Genomic DNA, 24,487 nt, shown 5'->3' with positions numbered 1-24,487 from the left:
ATGTTCGGAAAACTTACACTGGATGCAGTGCCGTACCATGAACCGATTATCATGGTTACGATCGCTGCGATTGCCGTCGGTGGTCTGGCGGTAGTCGGCCTGCTCTCTTACTTCGGTAAGTGGAAATGGCTATGGAATGAGTGGTTAACCTCGGTTGACCATAAACGTCTTGGCATCATGTATGTCCTCGTAGCAGTTGTTATGCTGCTGCGCGGCTTTGCTGACGCCGTAATGATGCGTAGTCAACAAGCGATTTCGTCGATGGGCGAAGCGGGCTTCCTGCCGCCTCACCACTACGATCAGATCTTCACCGCCCACGGCGTGATTATGATCTTCTTCGTGGCGATGCCGTTTGTTATCGGTCTGATGAACCTGGTGGTTCCGCTGCAGATCGGCGCGCGCGACGTTGCCTTCCCGTTCCTTAACAACCTGAGCTTCTGGTTCACGGTTGTGGGCGTGATTCTGGTTAACATCTCTCTGGGCGTCGGTGAGTTCGCGCAGACAGGTTGGCTGGCTTATCCGCCGCTCTCGGGAATTGAGTACAGCCCTGGTGTCGGGGTCGATTACTGGATCTGGAGTCTCCAGCTCTCTGGTATCGGTACGACGCTGACCGGTATTAACTTCTTCGTGACCATCCTGCGCATGCGTGCGCCGGGCATGACCATGTTCAAAATGCCGGTCTTCACCTGGGCCTCTCTGTGCGCGAACGTGCTGATTATCGCTTCGTTCCCAATTCTGACGGTTACCATCGCGTTGCTTACCCTGGATCGTTATCTGGGCACCCATTTCTTTACCAACGATATGGGCGGCAACATGATGATGTACATCAACCTGATTTGGGCCTGGGGTCACCCGGAAGTGTACATTCTGGTGCTGCCGGTGTTCGGGGTCTTCTCCGAAATTACCGCCACCTTCTCGCGTAAACGCCTGTTTGGCTACACCTCGCTGGTGTGGGCGACCGTGTGTATTACCATCCTGTCGTTCATCGTTTGGCTGCACCACTTCTTCACCATGGGTGCCGGCGCGAACGTAAACGCCTTCTTCGGTATTACCACGATGATTATCGCCATCCCGACCGGGGTGAAGATCTTCAACTGGCTGTTCACCATGTACCAGGGCCGTATCGTATTCCACTCCTCTATGCTGTGGACTATCGGCTTTATCGTCACCTTCTCCGTAGGTGGGATGACCGGCGTGCTGCTGGCGGTTCCAGGCGCAGACTTCGTGCTGCACAACAGCCTGTTCCTGATTGCACACTTCCATAACGTCATCATCGGCGGCGTGGTATTTGGTTGCTTCGCAGGTATGACCTACTGGTGGCCGAAAGCGTTTGGTTACACCCTGAACGAAACCTGGGGTAAACGCGCCTTCTGGTTCTGGATTATTGGCTTCTTCGTTGCGTTTATGCCGCTGTACGTACTGGGCTTCATGGGTATGACCCGTCGTCTCAGCCAGCATATCGATCCGCAGTTCCACAGCATGCTGATCGTAGCTGCTTGCGGTGCCGCGCTGATCGCGTTGGGTATCCTGTGTCTGCTGATTCAGATCTACGTCTCTATTCGTGACCGCGATCAGAACCGCGACCTGACCGGTGACCCGTGGGGTGGCCGTACGCTGGAGTGGGCAACCTCCTCTCCTCCGCCGTTCTATAACTTTGCCGTTGTTCCGGAAATTCACGAACGTGATGCTTTCTGGGAGATGAAAGAGAAAGGCGAAGCGTACAAGCAACCTACGCATTATGAAGAGATTCATATGCCGAAAAACAGCGGTGCCGGGATTGTTATTGCCGCGTTCGCAACGGTATTCGGTTTTGCCATGATCTGGCATATCTGGTGGATGGCGATTGCCAGCTTCGCAGGCATCATCATCAGCTGGATTGTGAAAAGCTTCGACGAAGACGTGGACTACTACGTACCGGTTGCAGAAATCGAGAAACTGGAAAAACAGCATTTCGATGAGATCAACAAAGCAGGGCTGACAAATGGCAACTGATACTTTGACCAACGCGCACGCCCATGCGCACGAACACGGGCACCACGATGCAGGGCCGAATAAAGTATTCGGTTTCTGGATCTACCTGATGAGCGACTGCATTCTGTTCAGCTGTCTGTTCGCGACCTATGCCGTTCTGGTGAACGGCACAGCGGGCGGCCCGACCGGCAAGGACATTTTCGAACTGCCGTTCGTTCTGGTAGAGACATTCCTGCTGCTGTTCAGCTCCATCACCTACGGCATGGCGGCGATCGCCATGCATAAAGGCAACAAGAGCCAGGTTATCTCCTGGCTTGCGCTGACCTTCCTGTTTGGTGCTGGCTTTATCGGCATGGAGATCTATGAGTTCCATCATCTGATTGCGGAAGGTATGGGTCCGGATCGTAGCGGCTTCCTGTCAGCGTTCTTTGCGCTGGTGGGTACCCACGGTCTGCACGTCACTTCTGGCCTCATCTGGATGGCGGTTCTGATGTTCCAGATCTCCCGTCGCGGCCTGACCAGCACAAACCGTACCCGCATCATGTGCCTGAGCCTCTTCTGGCACTTCCTTGATGTGGTATGGATCTGTGTGTTCTCTGTTGTTTATCTGATGGGGGCGATGTAATGAGTCATTCAACCGATCACAGCGGCGCATCCCACGGTAGCGTAAAAACCTACATGACAGGTTTTATCCTGTCGATCATCCTGACGGTCATTCCGTTCTGGATGGTGATGAGCGGTACCGCGTCACACGCCGCAATTCTGGGGACCGTACTGGTCACCGCAGTGGTACAGATTTTGGTTCATCTGGTCTGCTTCCTGCACATGAACACCTCTTCTGAGGAGCGCTGGAACCTGACCGCCTTTGTCTTTACCGTGATTATCATCGCTATCCTGGTAGTGGGCTCCATCTGGATTATGTGGAACCTGAACTACAACATGATGGTTCACTAAGAGCGGCGAGTATGTTCAAGCAATACCTGCAAGTAACGAAACCGGGCATTATTTTTGGCAATTTGATCTCCGTGATTGGGGGGTTCCTGCTGGCCTCTAAAGGCCAGATTGATTACCCCCTGTTCCTCTACACGCTGGTTGGCGTGTCGTTGGTGGTCGCCTCTGGTTGTGTTTTTAACAACTACATCGACCGTGACATCGATAAAAAGATGGAGCGGACGAAAAACAGGGTGCTGGTCAGAGGGCTGATCTCGCCAAAAGTCTCGCTGGTGTACGCCGCCTTGTTGGGTATTGCTGGCTTTATGCTGCTGTGGTTCGGCGCTAACCCGCTGGCCTGCTGGCTCGGGGTGATGGGGTTTGTGGTTTATGTCGGGGTTTATAGCCTCTACATGAAACGCCACTCCGTCTACGGTACGCTGATTGGCTCTCTCTCCGGCGCGGCGCCGCCGGTGATTGGCTACTGCGCCGTGACCAACGAGTTTGATAGCGGCGCGGCGATCCTGCTGGCGATTTTCAGCCTGTGGCAGATGCCTCACTCGTATGCCATCGCGATTTTCCGCTTTAAGGATTATCAGGCAGCGAACATCCCGGTTCTGCCGGTAGTGAAAGGCATCTCCGTGGCGAAAAACCACATCACGCTCTACATCGTGGCGTTTGCTGTCGCTACCCTGATGCTCTCGCTGGGCGGCTATGCAGGTTACAAATACCTGGTGGTTGCTGCTGCGGTGAGCCTCTGGTGGCTGGGCATGGCGCTGCGCGGATATAAAGTGGCGGATGACAAAGTGTGGGCGCGCAAACTGTTCGTCTTCTCAATTGTCGCCATCACGTCGCTGAGCGTGATGATGTCCGTGGACTTTATGGTGCCGGATTCACATAGTCTGCTGACTTACGTCTGGTGATCCAGACCGTCATCTAAAGGGTGCCCCGGCACCCTTTTTTTATGCCCGCAATCCCATTCACGCAGGTAATATTTGTTAATTAAGCTGGTGTTTACCCCGCCCTGCCCCCGCACTACACTATGTCCGGTTTTTAACATGAGGTGGTAATGAACGATTACAAGATGACGCCAGGCGAGTTGCGCGCAACCTGGGGTTTAGGGACTGTATTCTCCCTGCGCATGCTCGGCATGTTTATGGTCCTGCCCGTTCTGACCACGTACGGTATGGCGCTACAGGGCGCCAGCGAAGCATTAATCGGTCTGGCAATCGGTATCTACGGCCTCGCTCAGGCCATCTTTCAAATTCCCTTCGGTCTGCTCTCGGATCGCATCGGCCGCAAGCCGCTGATCGTCGGCGGGCTGGTGATTTTTGTCGCCGGCAGCGTGATTGCCGCCCTCTCCCACTCAATCTGGGGCATTATTCTCGGCCGCGCGCTGCAGGGCTCCGGCGCGATTGCCGCCGCTGTCATGGCGCTGCTCTCCGATCTGACCCGCGAGCAGAACCGTACCAAAGCGATGGCCTTTATCGGCGTCAGTTTTGGCGTCACCTTCGCCATCGCCATGGTGCTCGGCCCGATTATCACCCATCAACTGGGTCTGCATGCGCTCTTCTGGATGATCGCCGGGCTTGCCACGCTCGGTATCGCGCTGACGCTGTGGGTGGTGCCAAATAGCACCCAGCACGTACGCAACCGTGAATCGGGGATGGTGAAAGGGTGTTTTAGCCTGGTGATGGCTAATCCGAAGCTGCTCAAGCTCAACTTCGGCATTATGTGTCTGCATATGCTGCTGATGTCGACCTTTGTCGCTCTGCCGGGCCAGCTTGAAGCCGCCGGGTTTGCCGCGGCGCAGCACTGGAAAATCTATCTCGTCACCATGCTGGTGTCCTTTATCTCCGTCGTGCCGTTCATCATCTATGCCGAAGTGAAGCGCAAAATGAAACGGGTCTTCCTGCTTTGCGTCGCTCTGCTGGTGATCGCAGAGATTGTGCTGTGGGGCGCAGGCCCGCACTTCTGGGAGATTGTTATTGGCGTGCAGATCTTCTTCCTCGCCTTTAACCTGATGGAAGCGCTGCTCCCCTCTCTAATCAGTAAAGAAGCGCCTGCTGGTTATAAAGGCACAGCGATGGGCATCTACTCCACCAGCCAGTTTCTTGGCGTGGCGATTGGCGGCTCGCTCGGCGGTTGGGTCGATGGCTTTTTCGACTCCCAGACCGTCTTCCTTGCTGGCGCGCTGCTGGCGGTGCTTTGGCTGCTAGTCGCCAGCACCATGCAGGAGCCGCCATACGTCAGCAGTTTGCGCATCGCGATTCCTGATGATGTCGCGGTAGATACTGCGCTGCAGCAGCGCCTGCTGGCAATGGACGGCGTGAGCGAAGCGATGGTGGTGCCGGAAGAGCGCAGCGTCTATGTGAAGATAGACAGCAAGGTGACCAATCGCTTTGAAGTGGAACAGGTGGTTGCGGGTTAAATGTGAAGCGCCCTCCCCCGTACGAGAGAGGGCAAGTGATTAATCGCGGAAGTTCTTAAACTGGAACGGCTGGCCTAAATTACCGCCGCGTACCAGCGCCATGGCGGCCTGCAGGTCGTCACGGGCTTTGCCGGTAACGCGGATCTCTTCACCCTGAATCTGCGCCTGCACCTTCAGTTTGCTCTCTTTGATCAGCTTGACGATCTTCTTCGCCATTGCAGCGTCAATCCCCTGCTTGAGCCTGGCTTCAACAAACCAGGTTTTACCGCTATGAACAAACTCTTCCGGCACTTCCAGCGAGGTGCCTTCAATGCCGCGCTTTAACAGCTTGGCGCGCAAAATGTCGAGCAGCTGGTTAACCTGGAAGTCAGACTCGCTCAGCACCTTGATGGTTTTATTGGTTTCGTTTAATTCAAACGTCGCTTCAATGTTGCGAAAGTCGAAACGCGTGGCCAGTTCACGGGTCGCATTCTCGACGCCGTTTTGCACTTCGCGCAGATCAATTTCGGAAACAATATCGAAAGATGGCATCTTTTCTCTCCCTCTGTAATTTCAGCGATGCATAATACCCGCAATGTGTATTAACACAATCTTGAATACTGGAAGCTTAGCTGACAGCGCTATACTTATCGCTGTAACACCTGGCGCAGTTGCAGGTGAGGAGGAATAATGAGAATTACCGTACTGGGATGCGGCGCCTTAGGGCAACTGTGGTTAACCGCACTCTGCAAGCAGGGACATGAGGTACAGGGCTGGTTACGTATCCCGCAACCTTATTGCAGTGTGAACCTGGTTGAAGAAGACGGCACGATTTTTAATGAGTCCCTGACGGCTAACGACCCCGATTTCCTGGCCCGCAGCGATCTGCTGCTGGTCACGCTCAAAGCCTGGCAGGTCTCCGATGCGGTAAAAGGTCTCTCTTCCTCGCTCCAGCCCGCCACGCCGGTGCTGTTAATCCACAACGGCATGGGCACCGTAGAGGAGCTGAAATCCCTGCCTAATCCGCTGTTGATGGGCACCACCACGCATGCTGCGCGCCGCGATGGTAATGTGATTGTTCACGTCGCCAGCGGCATCACCCACATTGGCCCGGCCCGCGCGCAGGACGGCGAGTTCAGCTACCTCGCTGACACGCTGCAAATGGCACTGCCGGATGTCGCCTGGCACAACACCATTCGCCCCGCACTCTGGCGCAAGCTGGCGGTGAACTGCGTTATCAACCCGCTGACGGCGCTGCGCGACTGCAAGAATGGCGATCTGCGCGACGCGCCGGAAGAGATTGCGAAGATCGCCCGCGAAGTGGCGGCGGTCATCGAGCGCGAAGGGCACCATATCTCTGCCGACGATCTGATCGCCTATGTGCACCAGGTGATTGAGAGTACGGCGGAGAATATCTCATCGATGCTGCAGGATGTGCGCGCGATGCGCCATACCGAATGCGATTACATTACCGGCTATCTGCTCAGACGCGCCCGCGCGCACGGGATCGCGGTGCCTGAGAATGCCCGGCTGTTTGACCTGATTAAACGTAAGGAGAGTGAATATGAGCGCATCAGCTCTGATATGTCTCGCCCCTGGTAGCGAAGAGATGGAGGCGGTCACCACTATCGATCTGCTGGTGCGCGGCGGGATCTCAGTGACCACCGCCAGCGTGGCCAGCGACGGTGAGCTCGCGATCGTCTGCTCGCGCGGCGTAAAACTGTTAGCAGACGCGCCGCTGGTTGAGGTGGCAGACGGGGATTACGACGTTATCGTGCTGCCCGGCGGCCTGAAAGGCGCAGAGTGCATGCGCGATAATCCGCTGCTGGTAGAGACCGTGCGCCAGTTTCACCGCTCTGGTCGTATCGTTGCGGCGATATGTGCCGCCGTCGGTACCGTGCTGGTGCCCCATGAGATCTTCCCGATCGGCAATATGACCGGTTTTCCAGGGCTCAGGGAGACGATACCGGAAGCGCAGTGGCAGGATAAGCGTGTGGTGTGGGATCCGCGCGTCAATCTGTTGACCAGCCAGGGGCCTGGCACGGCGATTGATTTCGGTTTGAAGATTATCGATCTGCTGGTTGGGCGCGAAAAAGCCCACGAAGTAGCGTCACAGCTGGTGATGGCGGCGGGGATTTATAACTACTACGAAGCGTAAAGCGGGGACTATTCGTTGATATTGATTGCCGGATGGCGCTGGCGCTTATCCGGCAGTCATGGGCACAAATCACGGTGCACGAAAAGTTACGGGCGATACACCTTCACATTGGTAAAGCCCTGCTCACGCAGATAGAGCGCCTGCAGACGGCTCATCACGCCGCGCTCGCACCACAGCAGCCAGGTTTTACTCTGATCGAGATCGCCAAACCCGGTGCTGAGCTTGTAGAACGGCAGTGACACCACCTCGACGCCTTCCAGCTGCAGCGGTTTCTCATCCTGCTCGTCGATGGAGCGAATATCGAGAATGGCATCATTCTCGCCGAAGCCGGTTACCGTCTCGACTTCCACCACCTCTTCTGCGGTCTGCTGCGCAATTTCACGAATATCGATATTGTTCGCTTCCGCGACCACTTTATCGAGGATCGCGAAATCAAAGTTCGCCTCTTCCGCTTCAATCTTTCCTTTGACCGCTTTTACCGTCGGCTTTTTGGAGATCACGCCGCAATACTCCGGCATGGTGCGGGCAAAATCTTCGGTGCCGATTTTACGCGCCAGATCGATGATGTGCTCTTTATCGTGAGAGATAAGCGGGCGCAGGATCAGCGTATCGGAGACGTTATCAATCAAACGCAGGTTGGTCAGCGTCTGGCTGGAGACCTGGCCCAGCGCTTCGCCGGTCACCAGTGCCTGCACGCCGTAGCGCTCGGCTACCTGAGAGGCTGCACGAACCATCATACGTTTTAGCACCACGCCCATCTGGCCGTCGTCGACCTTCTCAAGGATCTCGCCAACCACCGGCTCAAAGTTGATCGCCACAAAGCGCACGCGATGCGAACTGCCAAAGCGGTTCCATAAATAGTGTGCCACCTGACGTACGCCGATTTCATGCGCCGCGCCGCCGAGGTTAAAGAAGCAGTAGTGTACGCGGCAGCCGCGGCGCATCAGCATATAGCTGGAGACGCCGGAGTCAAACCCGCCGGAGATGAGAGACAGCACATCCTCCTGCGTGCCGATCGGGAAGCCGCCAATGCCTTCATAACGGCCCTTCACCAGCAGCAGGCGATCGTCTTCAATCTCCAGATGCACGGTCACATCCGGGTGGGTCAATTTGACCTTTGCCGACGCAACGTGTTGATTAAGGCCGCCGCCGATGTAGCGTTCTGCTTCGATCGAGCTAAACTCATGTTGCCCGCGGCGCTTTACCCGCACGCAGAACGTTTTGCCTTCGATCGCCTCGCGATACTGCGCCAGCGCTTTCTCGAAAATGTCATGCAGAGAGGTAAAGGGAACATCCTCTACTTCCAGCACATGGTGGATGCCCGGAACGCGGGTCAGCGCATCGCGGATCGCCAGACGCTGATTTTCGTCTTTGGCGCGCACTTCAATATGGTCCCAGTGGCGCACAACGGCGAGTGCCTCATCGTAGTGCTTCAGAACGTTACGAATGTTCCCGGTCAAAATTTTAATAAAGCGCAAACGCACAGATTGGCTTTTGATGGTGATTTCCGGGAACAATTTAATGATAAACTTCATGGCGGCAATGGTTCGTTGGCAAGCCTGCGAAGGCCTGTAGAGGAAAATTTACAGCAGCCCCTACCTGCGGCTGCATCCAGGCGCGGAAGTATACCACCATCGCGAAGATCATGTGCAACGCATTACCATTGAGCGTTATTTGCTATGTGCCCCGACTTCGCTACCATAACGTAGTCGGAATAATAGAAGAGTCAGACATTCACTATGCCAAAGAAAAACGACGCACCCGCCAGTTTCGAAACCGCGCTGAGCGAACTGGAACAGATTGTCACTCGTCTTGAAAGCGGCGAGCTTCCGCTTGAAGAGGCCCTGAATGAATTCGAACGCGGCGTCCAGCTGGCCCGCCAGGGACAGGTTAAGCTTCAGCAAGCGGAACAGCGCGTGCAGATCCTGCTCTCCGATACCGAAGAGGCGCCGTTAACCCCTTTCGCTCCGGATGCTGAATAGATGGATTTCAATCAACAACTGCAGGCCTGCGTTGAACAGGCCAACGACGCGTTGCGCCGTTTCATCGATCCCCTGCCCTTTCAGAACACTCCGCTGGTTGAGGCGATGCAGTATGGCGCACTCTTAGGCGGCAAACGCCTGCGCCCATTTTTGGTCTATGCCACCGGTCGCATGTTCGGCGTCAGCCAGCAGACGCTGGACGCGCCCGCCGCGGCGGTGGAGTGCATTCATGCTTACTCATTAATGCATGACGATCTGCCAGCAATGGACGACGACGACCTGCGTCGCGGTCTGCCCACCTGCCATATTAAATTTGGCGAAGCCAATGCCATTCTCGCGGGCGATGCCTTGCAGACGCTGGCCTTCTCGATCCTGACGGAAGCGCCGATGGCGGACGTTGCCGCCGAAGATCGCCTGGCGATGGTCGCCACGCTTGCAAACGCCAGCGGCGTTGCCGGCATGTGCGGCGGGCAGGCGCTGGATCTGGCGGCAGAAAATGAGCAGGTTTCTCTTGAAGGGCTGGAGCAGATTCACCGCCATAAAACCGGGGCGCTTATCTGCGCGGCGGTAAAAATGGGTGCCCTGAGCGCTGGTCAACGCGGTCGCGACGCGCTGCCGCTGCTCGAACGCTACGCACAGTGTGTCGGCCTTGCGTTTCAGGTTCAGGATGACATCCTTGATGTGGTCGGCGATACTGCCACCCTTGGCAAACGCCAGGGTGCTGACCAGCAACTGGGTAAAAGCACCTACCCCGCACTACTGGGCCTTGAGCAAGCCCGCACGAAAGCCCGCGATCTGATTGACGATGCCCGCCAGGCGCTGAGCCTGCTGTCGGCGCAATCGCTGGATACGACGGCACTGGAAGCACTGGCGAATTACATAATCCAGCGTGATAAATAACGAAATAACAGGATGAGTCCGAGTCTCTGATGAGTTTTGATACTGCCAAATACCCGACGCTGGCGCTGGTTGATACCACGCAAGAGTTGCGCCTGCTGCCGAAAGAGAGTTTGCCGAAACTGTGCGACGAGCTGCGTCGCTACCTTCTCGACAGCGTAAGCCGCTCCAGTGGACACTTCGCCTCCGGGCTTGGCACGGTTGAACTGACCGTGGCGCTGCATTACGTCTACAACACGCCCTTCGATCAGTTAATCTGGGACGTCGGCCACCAGGCCTATCCGCACAAAATCCTCACCGGCCGCCGCGACAAAATCGGCACCATCCGGCAGAAAAACGGCCTGCACCCTTTTCCGTGGCGCGGCGAGAGTGAGTATGACGTGCTGAGCGTCGGCCACTCTTCCACCTCCATCAGCGCCGGGATTGGCGTGGCCGTTGCGGCAGCGAAAGAGAATAAGCAGCGTCGTACCGTCTGCGTGATTGGCGATGGCGCGATCACCGCGGGCATGGCGTTTGAGGCGATGAACCACGCCGGGGATATTCGCCCCGACATGCTGGTGGTGCTTAACGACAACGAGATGTCGATCTCCGAGAATGTTGGCGCGCTCAATAACCATCTGGCGAAACTGCTCTCTGGCAAGCTCTACTCCACCCTGCGCGAAGGTGGAAAAAAAGTGCTCTCCGGCGTGCCGCCGATCAAAGAGTTGCTGAAACGCACCGAAGAGCATATCAAGGGCATGGTTGTGCCGGGCACGCTCTTTGAAGAGCTGGGCTTTAACTATATCGGCCCGGTAGACGGTCACGATGTGCTGGGTCTGGTGCAGACGCTGCGCAATATGCGCGATCTGAAAGGCCCGCAATTCCTGCATATCATGACCAAAAAGGGGCGCGGCTATGAGCCGGCCGAGAAAGATCCCATCACCTTCCACGCGGTGCCGAAGTTCGATCCGACCAGCGGCACCCTGCCGAAAAGCAGCGGCGGTATGCCGAGCTATTCGAAAATCTTCGGCGACTGGCTGTGTGAGACCGCCGCCAAAGATAACAAACTAATGGCTGTTACCCCGGCGATGCGCGAAGGCTCCGGCATGGTTGAATTCTCGCGCAAATACCCTGGGCAATATTTTGATGTCGCCATTGCCGAGCAGCATGCAGTCACCTTTGCCGCCGGGCTGGCGATTGGCGGCTACAAACCGGTGGTGGCGATCTACTCCACTTTCCTGCAGCGCGCCTACGATCAGGTGATCCATGACGTGGCGATCCAGAAACTGCCGGTGCTGTTTGCTATCGATCGCGCCGGGATTGTTGGCGCGGACGGTCAGACCCACCAGGGGGCATTTGATATCTCCTATCTGCGCTGCATCCCGGATATGGTGGTGATGACGCCGAGCGATGAGAACGAGTGTCGACAGATGCTCTTTACCGGCTACCACTATATGGATGGCCCGAGCGCCGTGCGCTACCCGCGAGGTAATGCGGTCGGCGTGACGCTGGAGCCGCTGGCGAAGCTGCCTATCGGTAAAGGCGTGGTGAAACGCAAAGGCGAGAAAGTGGCGATCCTCAACTTCGGTACTTTGCTGCCGGAAGCGGCAAAAGCCGCCGAGGCGCTCAACGCGACGCTAATCGATATGCGTTTTGCCAAACCACTGGATGAAGCGCTGATCCTGCAGGCGGCTGCGCAGCACGAGGTACTGGTAACGCTTGAAGAGAACGCCATTGCGGGCGGCGCCGGCAGCGGCGTTAACGAAGTGCTGATGGCGAAGCGCAAGCCGGTGCCGGTACTCAACCTCGGTCTGCCGGACTTCTTTATTCCGCAGGGTACGCAGGATGAAGCGCGCGCCGAGATTGGCCTCGACGCCGCCGGGATCGCATCACGTATTAAAAACTGGCTCGCCTGATTCCGCCCTTTTCCGCTCCTGCTATGCTTAAGCGTAATTCGTGAACAGCAGGAGTGGAACCATGCAATACAACACATTAGGGAAAACAGAGCTCAGGGTCTCCCGCCTTTGCCTTGGCTGTATGACCTTTGGCGAGCCGGACCGGGGTAAGCATGCCTGGACGCTGCCGGAAGAGAGCAGCCGCCCGATTATCCAACGCGCGCTGGAGGGCGGGATTAACTTTTTTGATACTGCCAACAGCTACTCCGACGGCAGCAGTGAAGAGATCGTTGGCCGCGCGCTGCGCGATTTCGCCCGCCGCGATGAAGTCGTTGTTGCCACCAAGGTTTACCATCAGGTCGGCGATCTGGCGGAAGGCCTCTCCCGCGCGCAGATCCTGCGCTCCATTGATGACAGCCTGCAGCGCCTCGGCATGGAGTATGTCGATCTGCTGCAAATCCACCGCTGGGACTACAACACACCGATTGAAGAGACGCTGGAAGCGCTGAACGATGTGGTGAAAGCGGGTAAAGCGCGCTATATCGGCGCTTCTTCCATGCACGCCAGCCAGTTTGCGCAGGCGCTTGCCTTGCAGGAGCAGCACGGCTGGGCGCGCTTTGTCACCATGCAAAACCACTACAACCTTATCTATCGTGAAGAAGAGCGCGAGATGCTGCCACTCTGCTACAAAGAGGGCGTGGCGATTATCCCGTGGAGCCCGCTGGCCCGTGGACGTTTGACCCGCCCGTGGGGGGAAACCACCGCCCGTCTGGTCTCCGATGAGTTTGGCAAAACGCTGTATAGCGAAACGGATGCCAACGATGCGCTGATCGCCGAGCGTCTGGCGAGCGTGGCAGATGAGCTGGGCGCTTCACGTGCACAGGTGGCGCTGGCATGGCTGTTAAGCAAGCCGGGCATTGCCGCACCGATTATTGGCGCGTCGCGTGGGGATCAGTTGGAAGAGCTTCTGGGCGCGGTAGAGTTGACGCTGAAGCCAGAGCAGATTGCCGAGCTGGAGACGCCCTACAAACAGCACCCGGTGGTGGGGTTTAAGTAGTGCACAACGCGGATGGTGTGCCGGATGGCGGCTTGCGCCTTATCCGGCTTACGCCCGGATGTGAATCCGGCACTGTAGGCCGGATAAGCGCAGCGCCATCAGGCATTTCCACCGCATCCACATACAAATCCGGAATCGTAGGCCTGATAAGCGCAGCGCCATCAGGCATTTCACCGTATTCACATACAAATCAGCAAGCGTAGGCCTGATAAGCGGAGCGCCATCAGGCACTTCGACGTAGCCTGGTGCCGCTAAATCAGCCCAATCGGCCAGTGGTGACCAATCCAGTAGAGCAGCCCGGCGGCAACGATCCCGGCGACGATATCGTCGACCATAATCCCCATGCCGCCGTGCACATTACGATCAAACCAGCGGATCGGCCACGGTTTCCAGATATCCAGAATGCGGAACAGCACAAACCCCACCGCCACCCACTGCCAGTCGCTGGTGGGCAGTGCCATCAGGGTGATCCACATCCCGATAAACTCATCCCAGACGATACTGCCGTGATCGTGCACGCCCATATCTTTTGCCGTCTGATGGCAGAGATAGACACCCAGCGAGATACCCAGCATCACCAGCAGCGAATAGAGCTGCCAGGGCAGGAAGGTCATTAGCCACCAGAAGGGGATCGCCGCCAGCGAACCCATGGTGCCGGGCATAAACGGAATCAAACCGCTGCCAAATCCGGTCGCCAGCAGGTGCCAGGGGTTACGAAGATTGAGACGGCTTTTGGCGATATCTTTATCTTTAGTGCGCGGCAAAATGGTCATATCCTTTCCAGTCGAGGGTGACGGCTTTTCCCTCGCGAGTGAAGTAAAGCCCCTCCCCGTCCGCGCCCATCTGCCCGATGCAGGTAAACGGCGCGCCCAGCTGACCAATCGCCACATCCAGCGCGCCGCGGTTCAGCTCAGGTACGGTAAAGCAGAGTTCATAATCCTCTCCACCGGACAATGCCCAGCGCAGCGCCTGATCCGGCTCGACGTGCCGACGCAAGGCATCCGATAACGGTATCGCATCAAGGTCGATCCGCGCACCAAAACCGCTCGCTTTCAAAATATGCCCCAAATCGGAGATCAGACCGTCAGAGAGATCGATGGCCGAGCTTGCCAGGTTACGCAGCGCCTGGCCCTGCAGCACGCGCGGCGTCGGGCGCAGATGGCGCTTTTTCAGGTAAGCGGCATCGTCGCTGTCGCTGATGGATAAACGGTTTTGCAAAATCGCCAGCCCTGCGGCGCTGTCGCCCGGCGTACCGGTGACATAGATCCAGTCGCCCGGCTTCGCGCCGGAGCGCTTCATCGCGCGGCCTGCCGGCACGTAGCCGTGAATACCAATAGTCATCGACAGCGGCCCGCGGGTGGTATCGCCGCCGATAAGCTGCATATCGTAGTAGCTTATTTGCTCAAACAGACTGTCACTGAAGGCCTGCAGCCACGCTTCGTCGGCCTCTGGCAGCGTTAACGCCAGCGTCAGCCAGGCAGGATCGGCCCCCATCGCCGCCAAATCGCTGAGATTGGACGCCATGGCTTTCCAGGCCAGATCGGCAGGATCGATATCGGGAAGAAAATGGTTACCCGCCACCAGCGTGTCGACGCTGATCGCCAGGGTCTGTTTTTCGGGGACATTGAGCAGCGCACAATCGTCACCGATACCGGTTTCGACGTCGCGACGTGAAGTTCGTACGCGGTCAAAATAACGGGCAATCAGGGAGAATTCACCGCATGCCATACGTTATTCCTCTGTAGAAAAAAGAAAAAGCCGGGACTGGCGCGCTGAAAGCATCGCCCGTCACCGGCTTGCGGATCACTTCTTATGGGGACGGATCGCAGGTGCGGCTTTATCCAGCACGCCGTTCACAAACTTATGGCTGTCTTCAGCGCCAAAGGTTTTAGCCAGTTCGATAGCTTCGTTGATCGCCACTTTGTAGGGCACATCATCACGTTTAGAGAGTTCGAACAGCGCGATACGCAATACCGCTTTCTCAACCTGACCCAGCTCTTCGAGCAGACGGGAGAGGTATGGCTTCATCAGGCCATCGAGATATGCGCTATTAGTCGCCACTCCGTTCAACAGTTCACGGAAGTACACGACGTCAACATCTTTCACGTCCTGTTCCGCCAGGAACTGGTATTCAACATCAGTGATGTCGTTCTGGGACAACTGCCAGGAGTAAAGCGCCTGAACGGCACACTCACGGGCGCGGCGACGAGCAGCAGGTTTCACGTAATTCCCCTTACAAAATTCAAGCCTTGATGGCTTTCAATACATTAATCATTTCAAGCGCGGTCAGTGCGGCTTCCGCACCTTTATTACCGGCTTTGGTGCCAGCGCGTTCGATGGCCTGTTCAATACTTTCTGTGGTGAGCACGCCGAAAGCGACCGGAATGGCGCTCTCCTGAGCGACATGCGCCAGGCCGTTACTTGCACCACCTGCCACATACTCAAAGTGCGCAGTGCCGCCGCGAATCACGGTGCCGAGCGCAATAACTGCGTCATATTTGCCGGTTTTAGCCAGCTCGCCTGCGGCCAGCGGCAGCTCGTAAGCGCCCGGAACCCACACGACGGTGATGTTATCGTCCTGCACCTGACCAATACGTTTCAGGGCATCGACCGCGCCTTCCAGCAGACTGTCATTGATAAAGTTGTTGAAACGCGCAATGGTGATGGCGACGCGAGCGTCCGGAGCAGCAACGTTGGCTTCAATAATGTTCATACACTTCCTTCACAGGTTCAGTTCGGACCCCGCAGGGGGGCGGATTTTAGCATACTATTTAACGCGCTGCTTCCCTTTTACAGCAGGCTTCAGGCGTTGGTGAGGTGCAGGCAAACATCAGGGCCAACCTGCCGTATCTCACTGAAATTAAAGCGCGGCGCATCGGTAAGCGCCGTCAATCCCGGCAGATGACACAGACCCCGCGCATCGCTGCCTAACAGTTTAGGCGCAAGATAGACCACCAGTTCATCAACCAGGCCCGCGTTGAGCAGCGCGCCGGCAAGCTGCGCGCCCGCCTCAACCCAGATGCTGTTGATCTGCTGTTTACCGAGCATCATCATCAGCATCACCAGATCGGCATGGCCGTTATGCTCCGGCACGATGACTTCGCGCACGCCCTCTGGCCACGCGCGCGTATCGGCCTTGGTGCGTGCAAACCAGGTCTCACCCGGCTGGCTGACAACCTTATGCTGCGGCGTCACGCGGTTCTGGCTGTCGATAATAATTCGCAGCGGCTGGCGCAGATCCGCTTCGGGATAACGCGCCTGCGCATCGCTGTTTAACTCTTTCCAGCGCACCGTCAGCGCCGGATCGTCCGCCAGCACCGTTGCGCTGCTGCTGAGAATGGCATGGCTCTGCGCGCGCAGCTGTTGCACGTCGCGGCGCGCCTGCGCCGAGGTGATCCACTGGCTCTCGCCGCTCGCCATCGCCGTGCGCCCATCCAGCGACGCGCCGAGTTTCAGCTGAACATAGGGGAAACCGGTGCGCATACGCTTGAGAAAGCCCTTATTCAGCGCTTCGGCCTCGCTCATCATCAGGCCGTGGCTCACGTCAACCCCGGCCTGCTGTAAACGATAGAGGCCACGCCCGGCAACCTGCGGATTAGGATCCTGCATGGCGGCAACGACCCGCGTGATCCCTGCGGCAATCAGCGCATCGCAGCAGGGCGGCGTGCGCCCGTGGTGGCTGCAGGGCTCCAGCGTCACATAGGCGGTGCCGCCGCGCGCGCGATCGCCTGCCATGCGCAGGGCATGCACTTCGGCGTGCGGCTCACCGGCGCGGTAGTGAAACCCTTCGCCGACGATTTCGCCCTCGTTGACGATCACGCAGCCGACGCGCGGATTCGGATGGGTGGTAAAGCGGCCGCGCTGCGCCAGTTTCAGCGCGCGTGCCATGTAGATTTCATCCTGCATGATCAATCCTGTAGACGGGCGATCTCTTCGCCAAATTCGCGGATATCCTCGAAACTGCGGTAGACGGAGGCAAAGCGCACATAGGCCACTTTATCGAGCTTTTTCAGCTGCTCCATCACCAGGTTGCCGATCATCTTACTCGGCACTTCGCGTTCGCCGGTTGCGCGAAGTTGCGATTTAATATGGTTTAACGCCATTTCTACGTCATCGGCGCTCACTGGACGCTTCTCCAGCGCTTTCAACATGCCGCTGCGCAGCTTGTCTTCATTAAAGGGTTCACGCACATCATTGCTTTTCACTACGCGCGGCATCACAAGCTCTGCCACTTCAAAGGTGGTGAAACGCTCATTGCAAACCAGACACTGCCGGCGACGGCGAACGGATGATCCCTCTCCCACCAGGCGGGAATCGATGACTTTAGTGTCCACGGCGAAACAGAATGGGCAATGCATACGGGGTCCTGACGTGAGAGTTAACTGAAATCTATTTTAACCTGAAGTGGCATGACAACAAAGGCAGACCCTTTTTGAGACAATGGATCGATGGCAAGGCCGCGGTTGCGATCTACCATTACAGCGATCCTCCTCTTCAAGGAAACAGACGCAATGACAAGACGTTACCTAAGAACACTGTTGCTGGGAAGCCTTTTTACCCTCAGCGCCTGCGCCCCGCAAAGCGAAGTACGCCAGCTCCACCAAAGCGTCAGTACGCTCAATAAAGAGATGAGCAAGCTGAACCAGGAGACGGTCAAAATCACACAGCAAAACAGCCTTAACGCCAAATCCGGCAGCGGCGCCTACCTGCTGCCCGGAGCCAATACGCCTGCGCTGCTGAAGAGCCAGATCGGCACACTGCGTATGTCGCTGAAAGATATGGCGCCAAACGCAGCCGGAACGCGCGTTGTGCTGCACATTCAGGGCCAGTCCAACGATCCGCTTCCGGCCTTTAGCGGCACCATTGAGTATGGTCAGCTACAGGGCACCACCGAGAACTACCAGGAAGTGAATGTACAAAATCAGCTGATCAACGCCCCGGCCAGCACGCTGGCACCGAGCGATGTCGACATTCCGTTGCAGCTTAATGGCATCACGCCTGAGCAACTCGGCTTTGTACGCATTCACGATATCCAGCCAGCGAACGTGCAGTAATCTCTCATCTGCGGGCGAACCTCTCGCCCGCCCTTTCGCCGCTCGCTTTTTAAGCCACTCTGTAACCTTGATATTCATCAATTGGCATTATCAATAAATGTCAGTACAATCGCCGCCGTTTATTAGACGCAAACGTGAACGCAATCGATTACGTAAATGTCAATAATGTGAAACACCACATATTTTTGTGAGCGCGGATACTTATAATAGGCGCGCAGAAATATGAAACATTTAGCAATTTAATGCGTGCTTACTTTCACTCCCGTCTGGGATCTTAATCAGTGGCGTAATGATGAAAAAAATTATCCTCGCAGCCGGTGCCGCACTGGCGCTTACCGCTTCTTTCTCTGCCAGCGCAGCGGAAACCAGCAAACCTGAATTTGTCTCCGACTGGTGGCATCAGAGCGTGAACGTGGTAGGCAGCTATCACACTCGTTTTTCGCCGATTCCGCGTAACGATACCTATCTGGAATATGAAGCCTTTGCCAAGAAAGATTGGTTCGACTTCTACGGCTACCTGGATGCGCCGGTCTTCTTCGGCGGCAACTCCGGCGCGAAGGGGATCTGGAACCACGGCTCGCCGCTGTTTATGGAGATCGAACCGCGCTTCTCGATTGATAAGCTGACCAACACCGATCTGAGCTTCGGCCCGTTCAAAGAGTGGTACTTCGCCAACAACTACATCTACGACATGGGCCGTAATGCGGCTGGTCGCCAGAGCACCTGGTATATGGGTCTGGGCACCGATATCGACACCGGCCTGCCGATGAGCCTCTCCCTCAACGTCTATGCAAAATATCAGTGGCAGAACTATGGCGCAGAGAACGCCAACGAGTGGGACGGTTACCGCTTTAAAGTGAAATACTTTGTGCCGATCACCCCACTGTGGGGCGGTCAGCTGAGCTATATCGGCTTCACCAACTTCGACTGGGGCTCCAAGCTTGGCGATCGCCGTTACTACAACAATGGCGAGCAACAACGCACCAGCGATTCCATCGCGTCCAGCCACATCCTGGCGCTGAGCTACGATCACTGGCACTACTCCGTTGTTGCCCGTTACTGGCATAACGGCGGTCAGTTCAAAGATGATTCGACCCTGAACTTCGGCTCAGGCGACTTCAGCGCCCGCTCTACCGGCTGGGGTGGCTACCTGGTGGTCGGCTACAACTTCTGATTCCGCTCTCTGAAAAAGCCGACCCAGGGTCGGCTTTTTTTATCGCCTCAACGCCGTTGAATAAAAATCTGAAAACAGACCTTTCCAGTACAGCAGTGCCAATTCTCCCCATCCAATGCTCTCCACCATGCTTTAGGATACGCTCCTGAGAGGAATTTACTCTAAGGAAAAGAGAACCATGTGGGCCGTAGAAATGGAGGGCATCAGTAAGAGATATTTACTGGGTCAGGTGTGGGTTGATGCCCTTAGAGACGTCACACTCAACATTGCAGCAAATCGCTTTACCGTCCTGTCCGGGCAATCGGGCAGTGGCAAAACAACGCTACTCAATTTAATCGGCGGCATCGATCGGCCCGACAGCGGATATCTGACGATTGCCGGCCAGCCGATGGCGGAGCTGGATGACGACCAGTGCAGCAGCTTTCGCGCCCGCCACCTCGGTTTTATCTTCCAGAACTTCAACCTTATACCGGTGCTGACCGTGCGCGAGAACGTCGAAATTCCGCTGCTGATACAGCATAAAAACCCGGCGTATCGCCAGCAGCGCATCGATGAGATGCTCGATAATGTCGGTCTGGCACATAAAGCCGACTCGCTGCCCAACCAGCTCTCCGGCGGTCAGCGCCAGCGCGTTGCCATCGCCCGCGCGCTGATCCACCGTCCCGCGCTGATTGTCGCCGACGAACCGACAGCCAACCTCGACAGTAAAACCGGCGCCGCCATTTTGCAGCTGCTGCGCCATTTACAGCGTGAATACGCCGTGACGGTGGTTTTCTCCTCCCACGATCCGCAGGTGATTGCCGCTGCGGACGATCTCTATGTGGTGCATGACGGCAGCGTCACGCGCCCGACAAGGGCATAAGGGGAGAAAATGCAAACCACAACGCTGATCAAACATGCAATGCGCAACCTACTGCGCAGCCGCCGACGTACGCTCTCAACCCTCTGCGCGATTGTCATCGGGGCAATAGGCATCCTGCTTTTCGCAGGCTATAACCAGTCGATTGAGTACAGTCTACAAACCACCTTTGTGCGCGATAAGGGCCATCTGCAGATCCAGCAGCGGGACTACCTTCTGCATGGCACCAGCAACCCTGCGCTTTACAGCATTCATAACTATCAACAAATCGTCGATATTCTCATCCGCGATCCGGTGCTGAAGAAGATGATCGCCGTCACCACCCCGGTCCTCTCCATGACCGGCCTTGCGGGCCACTACGCGGTCGGTACCTCACGTCCGGTATTGATCTATGGCACAGAAGCGATCGGGCAAGCGCAGCTCGATAAATGGGATGAATATCAGATAGGTGCTGATCTTATCGTGCGCAAACCGCTGACCGGCACCCACCCGGAGGACGCTCTGATTGGCCGCGGGCTGGCGCGTCTACTACTGCTATGTGATTTTGTAAAAGATCAGCCCTGCGCGCCGCCGCAGCCAAGAGAGAACAGCGCCAGCCCGCTGCCTGACGATCTGCTTGAGCTATCGCAACGCACGCAAGATACGCGTCCGCCTGCCACCGGATCGCATATTGAACTGCTGGCCGCTTCCGCCGCCGGCGCGCCAAATATTGTCCGCGTTAACGTACTGGGCACCCAGCCGCAGCAGGCGCGCGAGTTGGATGACACCGTAGTGAACCTGCACCTGCGTCAGGCCCAGCAGCTGCTTTTTGGCCAGGAGACGCCCGGCGTGACAGCGATCCTGCTTCAGTTGCACAGCACCAACGCGTTGGAGGCCGCGCGGGCGCGCCTGCAACAGATCTTCGCCAATAAGCTCTCCGGCGAACCGCTGGCAGTGTATGACTTCACTCAGCTACAGCCGCTTTATAACCAGGTGCTGGCGATGTTTGACAAGATCTTCTCATTCCTGCTGGCGCTGATCCTCTGTATTGCGCTCTTCACCGTCGGCAACACCATGAATATGGCCGTGATGGAGCGCACGGTGGAGATCGGCACCCTGCGCGCGGTAGGGCTAAAGCGTGGCGATATTCAGCGTCTGTTCCTGAGCGAGGGGGCGCTGCTGGGGGCGATTGGCGCGATCTCTGGCGTGCTTATCGCGCTGGCGCTGGCCTGGCTGATCAACCGCTCCGGAATGACATGGCAGCCGCCGGGCGTGGCCGCGCCGCTGCCAATCCGCATCACTATCTGGGGCGAGTGGCGCATGCTGGCCAGCGTCACAGGCACCCTGCTGCTGGTGACCGTACTCTCTTCCTGGTGGCCCGCACGACGCGCATCGCGTGTGTCAATTGTTGAAGCGCTACGCCATATCTGATGCAACGCACTGAATAAAAAAGGAGGAATCATGTCATTACGGAAAAAGAGCCTGACGTCAGCGTGGCTGAGCATCCTGTTGATGAGCACCGCACCAGCATTTGCGGCGCTTAATGCCCAGCAGATCCTGAAAAAAAGCGATGCGGTACGTAACCCGGATCGCTCCTTCAGCCTGGTGACCACCCTGGTCAGCTACAAGCATGGCAAACAGCACGAAACCAGCGAACTGATGCTCTATTCACGGGTTGCGCCGGATGGCGGTCAGTTTCGCAGCCTGCTGCGCTTTATCAGCCCGCCGCGCGATGCCGGTAAACTGACGCTGAAAAGCGGCCGCGATTTGTGGCTTTACGATCCCACAAGCCAGGCGAGCGTGCCGATTTCACCGCAGCAGCGGTTGATGGGGCAAGCCTCCAACGGCGATGTCATTACCGCGAACTGGGCGGCGGATTATCAGGCAAAGCTGGTGGGTGAGGAGCGGATTCAGGATGGCGAGCGGCAGATGCGCGACTGCTATCGCCTGCACCTGGTAGCGCAAAACAGAGATGCGGCCTACCCCTCGATGGATTTATGGGTCGATAAAAGCGACTTTAAGAGCCACAAAGCGGAGTTCTATGCCGTCAACGGTAACCTGCTGAAAACCACCTTCTATCGCCGCTATGCGCCCGTGCTGGGCGGCGTCCGCCCGACCGAAGCGGTGATTATTGATGGCGTTAATGCGCACTGGGTTACCGTGCTGCGCCAGAAGGATTTTCAGTGGCGCGATGTGCCGGAGTCCTGGCTGCAACGTGATTTTCTCGCCCATTTTCGGGAGGCGAATTAATGACACGATCGCCCCTCTTTCTTCTCTGCCTACTGCTGCTGGCCAACCCCGCGCTGTCGCAGCAGGACGAGACCCTGGCGGCGCTCGATCTGGCGGACAGCACCGAGTTCACGCCCGACGACTACCGGGCGCTGAACATGATGTTTGAAGCGGCCAGCAGCATCAATCATCAACAGGAGAAAGAGCAGCGGCTGTCGCTTGATATGCGCCTGGATACCTCGCCTGGTGAGGAGTGGCGGCTGGTGCTCTCCAACCGTCTGGATAGCCGTTTTACGCACCGGCTCAGTGAACCCCGTTATACCAATACCCTGCGCGAAGCCTGGCTCAGCTATCACCTGACGCCGCAAACGATGCTGGATATGGGGCGTATCAACACCCGCTACGGCGTCGCGCTGGGCTATAACCCCACGGACTTTCTCGGCCGGGGCACGGTGCGCTCAGCGATCTCTGCCGATCCGGAAACGCTGCGCAACAACCGCATGGGGAACGCGATGGTGCGCCTGCAGCACTTCTGGGATAACGCCGCCGTTAGCGCACTCTGGGCACCACAAATTCGCAGGGGCAGCACGGAGAGCAGCGGCAGCCTGGGCTGGCAGGCCAGTAACCCGCGCGACCGCCTGCTGCTGAGCGCCAGCTACCGCTTTGCAGAGAATTTCAATCCGCAACTGCTGCTGTTTAAAGAGCAGCAGCGCGAGGTGCAGTTTGGCCTCAATCTTTCGCGCGTGATCTCCCGCTCAACGCTGATTTACGGCGAATGGGCCGGCGGACGTCAGCCCTACCGCTGGCAGGAGACGCTGCTGCCGGAGAGCCAGTGGGATATCGCCTGGCGCAACCGCGTGGCGGCGGGTCTGACCTGGACCGGAGAGAGCGAGCTGACGCTGCGGCTCGAAGGGCACTACAACGGCAGCGCGCAGCCGAACATAGCCGGTCAGGATCCCCGCCGCAGCATGCTGCTGCAGGCTTACTGGAAGGATTTTTTCGAACAGTACGATCTCAACCTGATTGCGCAGCGGGATCTGCAGCGGCATAAAAATATGGGGTTTGCCGAACTTCGCCGCCATTTTGCCTCACTGGATGTGGCGTTGCAGTGGCAAAAGGTCTATCTGCTGAATCTGAGTGAGCGCCGCTGGCAGATCGCTCTCGATTACTGGCTGTAAACCATCGCCCAGCCTATGCAGGCGATAATAATGGCAGGGCCAAATGGAAAAGGCTGCTGACGCGCGGCGCGAAAGAGCAACAGCCCGCTCGCCAGCCCGATCAGCGCAGCGATGAGCATGATATTGAACAGCGCCGGTAAGCCATGCCATGCCCCGATGCCGGCAAACAGTTTCATATCCCCTCCCCCTATTCCGTCATATCCGCGGCAGCGCGCAAATCCGTAGTTAAGCAACCACAGGATAAAAAAGCCGACCGCCGCGGCAAGCGCATGTTCCTGCAGCGTTAGCAGATGCGGTTGACGACACCAGGCGCAGAGCAGCGCCAGCGCTATAAAGGGATAAGTCAGCCCGTCCGGCAGCAGCATATGGTCGATATCGATAAAGCACATCGCCACCAGCAAACTCATCAGCGCCAGCGTCAGCAGCGCCGCCGGGTTGACGCCATCATGGGTAATTACCGCCGCGAACAGCAGCGCCATCAAGGCTTCAATGGCCGGATAGCGAGCGCTTATCCGCTTCTGACAGCAGCGGCTGCGCCCGCGCAGCCACAGCCAACCGAGCAGCGGAACATTGTCACGCGCCGTTATCCGCGCCCGGCAGTGGGGACAAAAGGAGGGCGGCCAGCTCAGACTTAGCGCTTCACCCTGCATTTTTCGCGGTAAACGGTAGATCACAACATTGATAAAACTGCCGAAAATGGCGCCAAGCAGCGCAAAAAAGAGGCTTTCCACAGGC

General features: G+C 57.2%; 26 protein-coding genes. 17 read left to right on the top strand and 9 right to left on the bottom strand.

Annotated features, from left to right (window positions below; all coding sequences use genetic code 11):
* From cyoB to PU683_RS03700, 5 genes are all read left to right on the top strand, one after another.
* Positions 1-1,992, top strand: a complete 1,992-nt coding sequence (cyoB, locus tag PU683_RS03720) for a cytochrome o ubiquinol oxidase subunit I (RefSeq protein WP_277170178.1) — start codon at positions 1-3, stop codon at positions 1,990-1,992.
* Complete coding sequence (locus PU683_RS03715) at positions 1,982-2,596, top strand: cytochrome o ubiquinol oxidase subunit III (RefSeq protein ID WP_187801538.1); 615 nt, start codon at positions 1,982-1,984, stop codon at positions 2,594-2,596. Before cyoB ends, PU683_RS03715 begins: the two co-directional genes overlap by 11 nt.
* Positions 2,596-2,925, top strand: a complete 330-nt coding sequence (locus PU683_RS03710) for a cytochrome o ubiquinol oxidase subunit IV (protein WP_187801537.1) — start codon at positions 2,596-2,598, stop codon at positions 2,923-2,925. The genes PU683_RS03715 and PU683_RS03710 overlap by 1 nt, the downstream gene beginning before the upstream one ends.
* Before the next feature lie 11 nt (positions 2,926-2,936).
* Positions 2,937-3,824 (top strand): heme o synthase, encoded by an 888-nt coding sequence (cyoE, locus tag PU683_RS03705; protein ID WP_094419519.1) that lies wholly within the window; start codon positions 2,937-2,939, stop codon positions 3,822-3,824.
* Between the two features lie 146 nt (positions 3,825-3,970).
* Positions 3,971-5,332 carry an MFS transporter gene (locus PU683_RS03700; protein WP_277170177.1) on the top strand — a complete coding sequence of 454 codons (1,362 nt, stop codon included), beginning with the start codon at positions 3,971-3,973 and terminating at the stop codon, positions 5,330-5,332.
* 39 nt (positions 5,333-5,371) lie between these two features.
* Here PU683_RS03700 and PU683_RS03695 read toward each other — a convergent pair whose 3' ends face one another.
* The gene (locus tag PU683_RS03695) at positions 5,372-5,863 is read right to left on the bottom strand and encodes a YajQ family cyclic di-GMP-binding protein (protein ID WP_277170176.1); all 492 of its coding nucleotides are present in this window, start codon (positions 5,861-5,863) and stop codon (positions 5,372-5,374) included.
* 138 nt (positions 5,864-6,001) lie between these two features.
* Between PU683_RS03695 and panE the strand changes: the two genes are divergently transcribed.
* Both panE and yajL read left to right on the top strand, forming a co-directional pair.
* The gene (gene panE, locus PU683_RS03690) at positions 6,002-6,913 is read left to right on the top strand and encodes a 2-dehydropantoate 2-reductase (protein ID WP_277170175.1); all 912 of its coding nucleotides are present in this window, start codon (positions 6,002-6,004) and stop codon (positions 6,911-6,913) included.
* The gene (gene yajL, locus PU683_RS03685; protein WP_277170174.1) at positions 6,876-7,469 is read left to right on the top strand and encodes a protein deglycase YajL; all 594 of its coding nucleotides are present in this window, start codon (positions 6,876-6,878) and stop codon (positions 7,467-7,469) included. The genes panE and yajL overlap by 38 nt, the downstream gene beginning before the upstream one ends.
* A gap of 86 nt (positions 7,470-7,555) precedes the next feature.
* On the opposite strand, the gene thiI is transcribed toward yajL, so the two are convergent.
* Entirely contained in the window at positions 7,556-9,004 is a 1,449-nt protein-coding gene (gene thiI / locus PU683_RS03680; RefSeq protein ID WP_277170173.1) for a tRNA uracil 4-sulfurtransferase ThiI, read from the bottom strand.
* A 204-nt stretch (positions 9,005-9,208) separates the two neighbouring features.
* Here thiI and xseB point away from each other — a divergent pair, with 204 nt between their 5' ends.
* From xseB to PU683_RS03660, 4 genes are all read left to right on the top strand, one after another.
* The gene (gene xseB, locus PU683_RS03675) at positions 9,209-9,451 is read left to right on the top strand and encodes an exodeoxyribonuclease VII small subunit (RefSeq protein ID WP_023481901.1); all 243 of its coding nucleotides are present in this window, start codon (positions 9,209-9,211) and stop codon (positions 9,449-9,451) included.
* Positions 9,452-10,351: a (2E,6E)-farnesyl diphosphate synthase gene (gene ispA / locus PU683_RS03670; RefSeq protein WP_076769476.1), complete on the top strand. Its 900-nt coding sequence runs from the start codon at positions 9,452-9,454 to the stop codon at positions 10,349-10,351.
* Positions 10,352-10,380: 29 nt separating this feature from the next.
* Entirely contained in the window at positions 10,381-12,243 is a 1,863-nt protein-coding gene (dxs, locus tag PU683_RS03665; protein ID WP_277170172.1) for a 1-deoxy-D-xylulose-5-phosphate synthase, read from the top strand.
* Positions 12,244-12,304: 61 nt separating this feature from the next.
* Positions 12,305-13,279: an aldo/keto reductase gene (locus tag PU683_RS03660; RefSeq protein ID WP_277170171.1), complete on the top strand. Its 975-nt coding sequence runs from the start codon at positions 12,305-12,307 to the stop codon at positions 13,277-13,279.
* 251 nt (positions 13,280-13,530) lie between these two features.
* On the opposite strand, the gene pgpA is transcribed toward PU683_RS03660, so the two are convergent.
* The 6 genes from pgpA to nrdR all read right to left on the bottom strand — a co-directional run bounded on the left by pgpA (position 13,531) and on the right by nrdR (position 17,637).
* Positions 13,531-14,052, bottom strand: coding sequence for a phosphatidylglycerophosphatase A (gene pgpA / locus PU683_RS03655; RefSeq protein ID WP_277170170.1), 522 nt, complete (start codon positions 14,050-14,052; stop codon positions 13,531-13,533).
* Positions 14,030-15,007 carry a thiamine-phosphate kinase gene (thiL, locus tag PU683_RS03650; RefSeq protein WP_277170169.1) on the bottom strand — a complete coding sequence of 326 codons (978 nt, stop codon included), beginning with the start codon at positions 15,005-15,007 and terminating at the stop codon, positions 14,030-14,032. Before thiL ends, pgpA begins: the two co-directional genes overlap by 23 nt.
* A gap of 75 nt (positions 15,008-15,082) precedes the next feature.
* Entirely contained in the window at positions 15,083-15,502 is a 420-nt protein-coding gene (gene nusB / locus PU683_RS03645) for a transcription antitermination factor NusB (RefSeq protein WP_023481929.1), read from the bottom strand.
* Positions 15,503-15,521: 19 nt separating this feature from the next.
* A complete protein-coding gene (gene ribH, locus PU683_RS03640; RefSeq protein ID WP_023481903.1) occupies positions 15,522-15,992 on the bottom strand; it encodes a 6,7-dimethyl-8-ribityllumazine synthase in 471 nt (156 codons plus the stop codon).
* Positions 15,993-16,081: 89 nt separating this feature from the next.
* Positions 16,082-17,185 (bottom strand): bifunctional diaminohydroxyphosphoribosylaminopyrimidine deaminase/5-amino-6-(5-phosphoribosylamino)uracil reductase RibD, encoded by a 1,104-nt coding sequence (gene ribD / locus PU683_RS03635; protein WP_277170168.1) that lies wholly within the window; start codon positions 17,183-17,185, stop codon positions 16,082-16,084.
* Positions 17,186-17,187: 2 nt separating this feature from the next.
* Positions 17,188-17,637 (bottom strand): transcriptional regulator NrdR, encoded by a 450-nt coding sequence (gene nrdR, locus PU683_RS03630; protein ID WP_054804396.1) that lies wholly within the window; start codon positions 17,635-17,637, stop codon positions 17,188-17,190.
* 153 nt (positions 17,638-17,790) lie between these two features.
* Here nrdR and PU683_RS03625 point away from each other — a divergent pair, with 153 nt between their 5' ends.
* The 6 genes from PU683_RS03625 (at position 17,791) to PU683_RS03600 (ending at position 23,752) form a co-directional block, all read left to right on the top strand.
* A complete protein-coding gene (locus PU683_RS03625) occupies positions 17,791-18,333 on the top strand; it encodes a SadB/YajI family lipoprotein (RefSeq protein ID WP_277170167.1) in 543 nt (180 codons plus the stop codon).
* A 292-nt stretch (positions 18,334-18,625) separates the two neighbouring features.
* Positions 18,626-19,507 carry a nucleoside-specific channel-forming protein Tsx gene (locus PU683_RS03620; protein ID WP_277170486.1) on the top strand — a complete coding sequence of 294 codons (882 nt, stop codon included), beginning with the start codon at positions 18,626-18,628 and terminating at the stop codon, positions 19,505-19,507.
* A gap of 178 nt (positions 19,508-19,685) precedes the next feature.
* Complete coding sequence (locus PU683_RS03615; RefSeq protein WP_277170166.1) at positions 19,686-20,369, top strand: ABC transporter ATP-binding protein; 684 nt, start codon at positions 19,686-19,688, stop codon at positions 20,367-20,369.
* A gap of 9 nt (positions 20,370-20,378) precedes the next feature.
* The gene (locus PU683_RS03610; RefSeq protein ID WP_277170165.1) at positions 20,379-21,776 is read left to right on the top strand and encodes an ABC transporter permease; all 1,398 of its coding nucleotides are present in this window, start codon (positions 20,379-20,381) and stop codon (positions 21,774-21,776) included.
* A 30-nt stretch (positions 21,777-21,806) separates the two neighbouring features.
* Entirely contained in the window at positions 21,807-22,595 is a 789-nt protein-coding gene (locus tag PU683_RS03605) for an outer membrane lipoprotein-sorting protein (RefSeq protein ID WP_277170164.1), read from the top strand.
* On the top strand, positions 22,595-23,752 hold the full coding sequence (locus tag PU683_RS03600) for a hypothetical protein (RefSeq protein WP_277170163.1): 1,158 nt from the start codon (positions 22,595-22,597) through the stop codon (positions 23,750-23,752). Before PU683_RS03605 ends, PU683_RS03600 begins: the two co-directional genes overlap by 1 nt.
* Here PU683_RS03600 and PU683_RS03595 read toward each other — a convergent pair.
* Entirely contained in the window at positions 23,740-24,483 is a 744-nt protein-coding gene (locus PU683_RS03595) for a prepilin peptidase (RefSeq protein ID WP_277170162.1), read from the bottom strand. The genes PU683_RS03600 and PU683_RS03595 overlap by 13 nt on opposite strands.
* Positions 24,484-24,487: the final 4 nt, after the last annotated feature.

The organism is Candidatus Kosakonia sp. 282A-S69 (genome assembly GCF_029433855.1).
Classification (GTDB): Bacteria; Pseudomonadota; Gammaproteobacteria; order Enterobacterales; family Enterobacteriaceae; genus Kosakonia; species Kosakonia cowanii_A.
This window is presented reverse-complemented; position numbering and strand designations above follow the sequence as displayed.

Excerpts from the sequence above, each read along its gene's own strand:
- cyoB (WP_277170178.1), top strand. The coding sequence starts at position 1 with ATGTTCGGAAAACTTACACTGGATGCAGTGCCGTACCATGAACCGATT.
- PU683_RS03715 (WP_187801538.1), top strand. The coding sequence starts at position 1,982 with ATGGCAACTGATACTTTGACCAACGCGCACGCCCATGCGCACGAACAC.
- PU683_RS03710 (WP_187801537.1), top strand. The coding sequence starts at position 2,596 with ATGAGTCATTCAACCGATCACAGCGGCGCATCCCACGGTAGCGTAAAA.
- cyoE (WP_094419519.1), top strand. The coding sequence starts at position 2,937 with ATGTTCAAGCAATACCTGCAAGTAACGAAACCGGGCATTATTTTTGGC.
- PU683_RS03700 (WP_277170177.1), top strand. The coding sequence starts at position 3,971 with ATGAACGATTACAAGATGACGCCAGGCGAGTTGCGCGCAACCTGGGGT.
- PU683_RS03695 (WP_277170176.1), bottom strand. The coding sequence starts at position 5,863 with ATGCCATCTTTCGATATTGTTTCCGAAATTGATCTGCGCGAAGTGCAA.
- panE (WP_277170175.1), top strand. The coding sequence starts at position 6,002 with ATGAGAATTACCGTACTGGGATGCGGCGCCTTAGGGCAACTGTGGTTA.
- yajL (WP_277170174.1), top strand. The coding sequence starts at position 6,876 with ATGAGCGCATCAGCTCTGATATGTCTCGCCCCTGGTAGCGAAGAGATG.
- thiI (WP_277170173.1), bottom strand. The coding sequence starts at position 9,004 with ATGAAGTTTATCATTAAATTGTTCCCGGAAATCACCATCAAAAGCCAA.
- xseB (WP_023481901.1), top strand. The coding sequence starts at position 9,209 with ATGCCAAAGAAAAACGACGCACCCGCCAGTTTCGAAACCGCGCTGAGC.
- ispA (WP_076769476.1), top strand. The coding sequence starts at position 9,452 with ATGGATTTCAATCAACAACTGCAGGCCTGCGTTGAACAGGCCAACGAC.
- dxs (WP_277170172.1), top strand. The coding sequence starts at position 10,381 with ATGAGTTTTGATACTGCCAAATACCCGACGCTGGCGCTGGTTGATACC.
- PU683_RS03660 (WP_277170171.1), top strand. The coding sequence starts at position 12,305 with ATGCAATACAACACATTAGGGAAAACAGAGCTCAGGGTCTCCCGCCTT.
- pgpA (WP_277170170.1), bottom strand. The coding sequence starts at position 14,052 with ATGACCATTTTGCCGCGCACTAAAGATAAAGATATCGCCAAAAGCCGT.
- thiL (WP_277170169.1), bottom strand. The coding sequence starts at position 15,007 with ATGGCATGCGGTGAATTCTCCCTGATTGCCCGTTATTTTGACCGCGTA.
- ribH (WP_023481903.1), bottom strand. The coding sequence starts at position 15,992 with ATGAACATTATTGAAGCCAACGTTGCTGCTCCGGACGCTCGCGTCGCC.
- ribD (WP_277170168.1), bottom strand. The coding sequence starts at position 17,185 with ATGCAGGATGAAATCTACATGGCACGCGCGCTGAAACTGGCGCAGCGC.
- nrdR (WP_054804396.1), bottom strand. The coding sequence starts at position 17,637 with ATGCATTGCCCATTCTGTTTCGCCGTGGACACTAAAGTCATCGATTCC.
- PU683_RS03625 (WP_277170167.1), top strand. The coding sequence starts at position 17,791 with ATGACAAGACGTTACCTAAGAACACTGTTGCTGGGAAGCCTTTTTACC.
- PU683_RS03620 (WP_277170486.1), top strand. The coding sequence starts at position 18,626 with ATGAAAAAAATTATCCTCGCAGCCGGTGCCGCACTGGCGCTTACCGCT.
- PU683_RS03615 (WP_277170166.1), top strand. The coding sequence starts at position 19,686 with ATGTGGGCCGTAGAAATGGAGGGCATCAGTAAGAGATATTTACTGGGT.
- PU683_RS03610 (WP_277170165.1), top strand. The coding sequence starts at position 20,379 with ATGCAAACCACAACGCTGATCAAACATGCAATGCGCAACCTACTGCGC.
- PU683_RS03605 (WP_277170164.1), top strand. The coding sequence starts at position 21,807 with ATGTCATTACGGAAAAAGAGCCTGACGTCAGCGTGGCTGAGCATCCTG.
- PU683_RS03600 (WP_277170163.1), top strand. The coding sequence starts at position 22,595 with ATGACACGATCGCCCCTCTTTCTTCTCTGCCTACTGCTGCTGGCCAAC.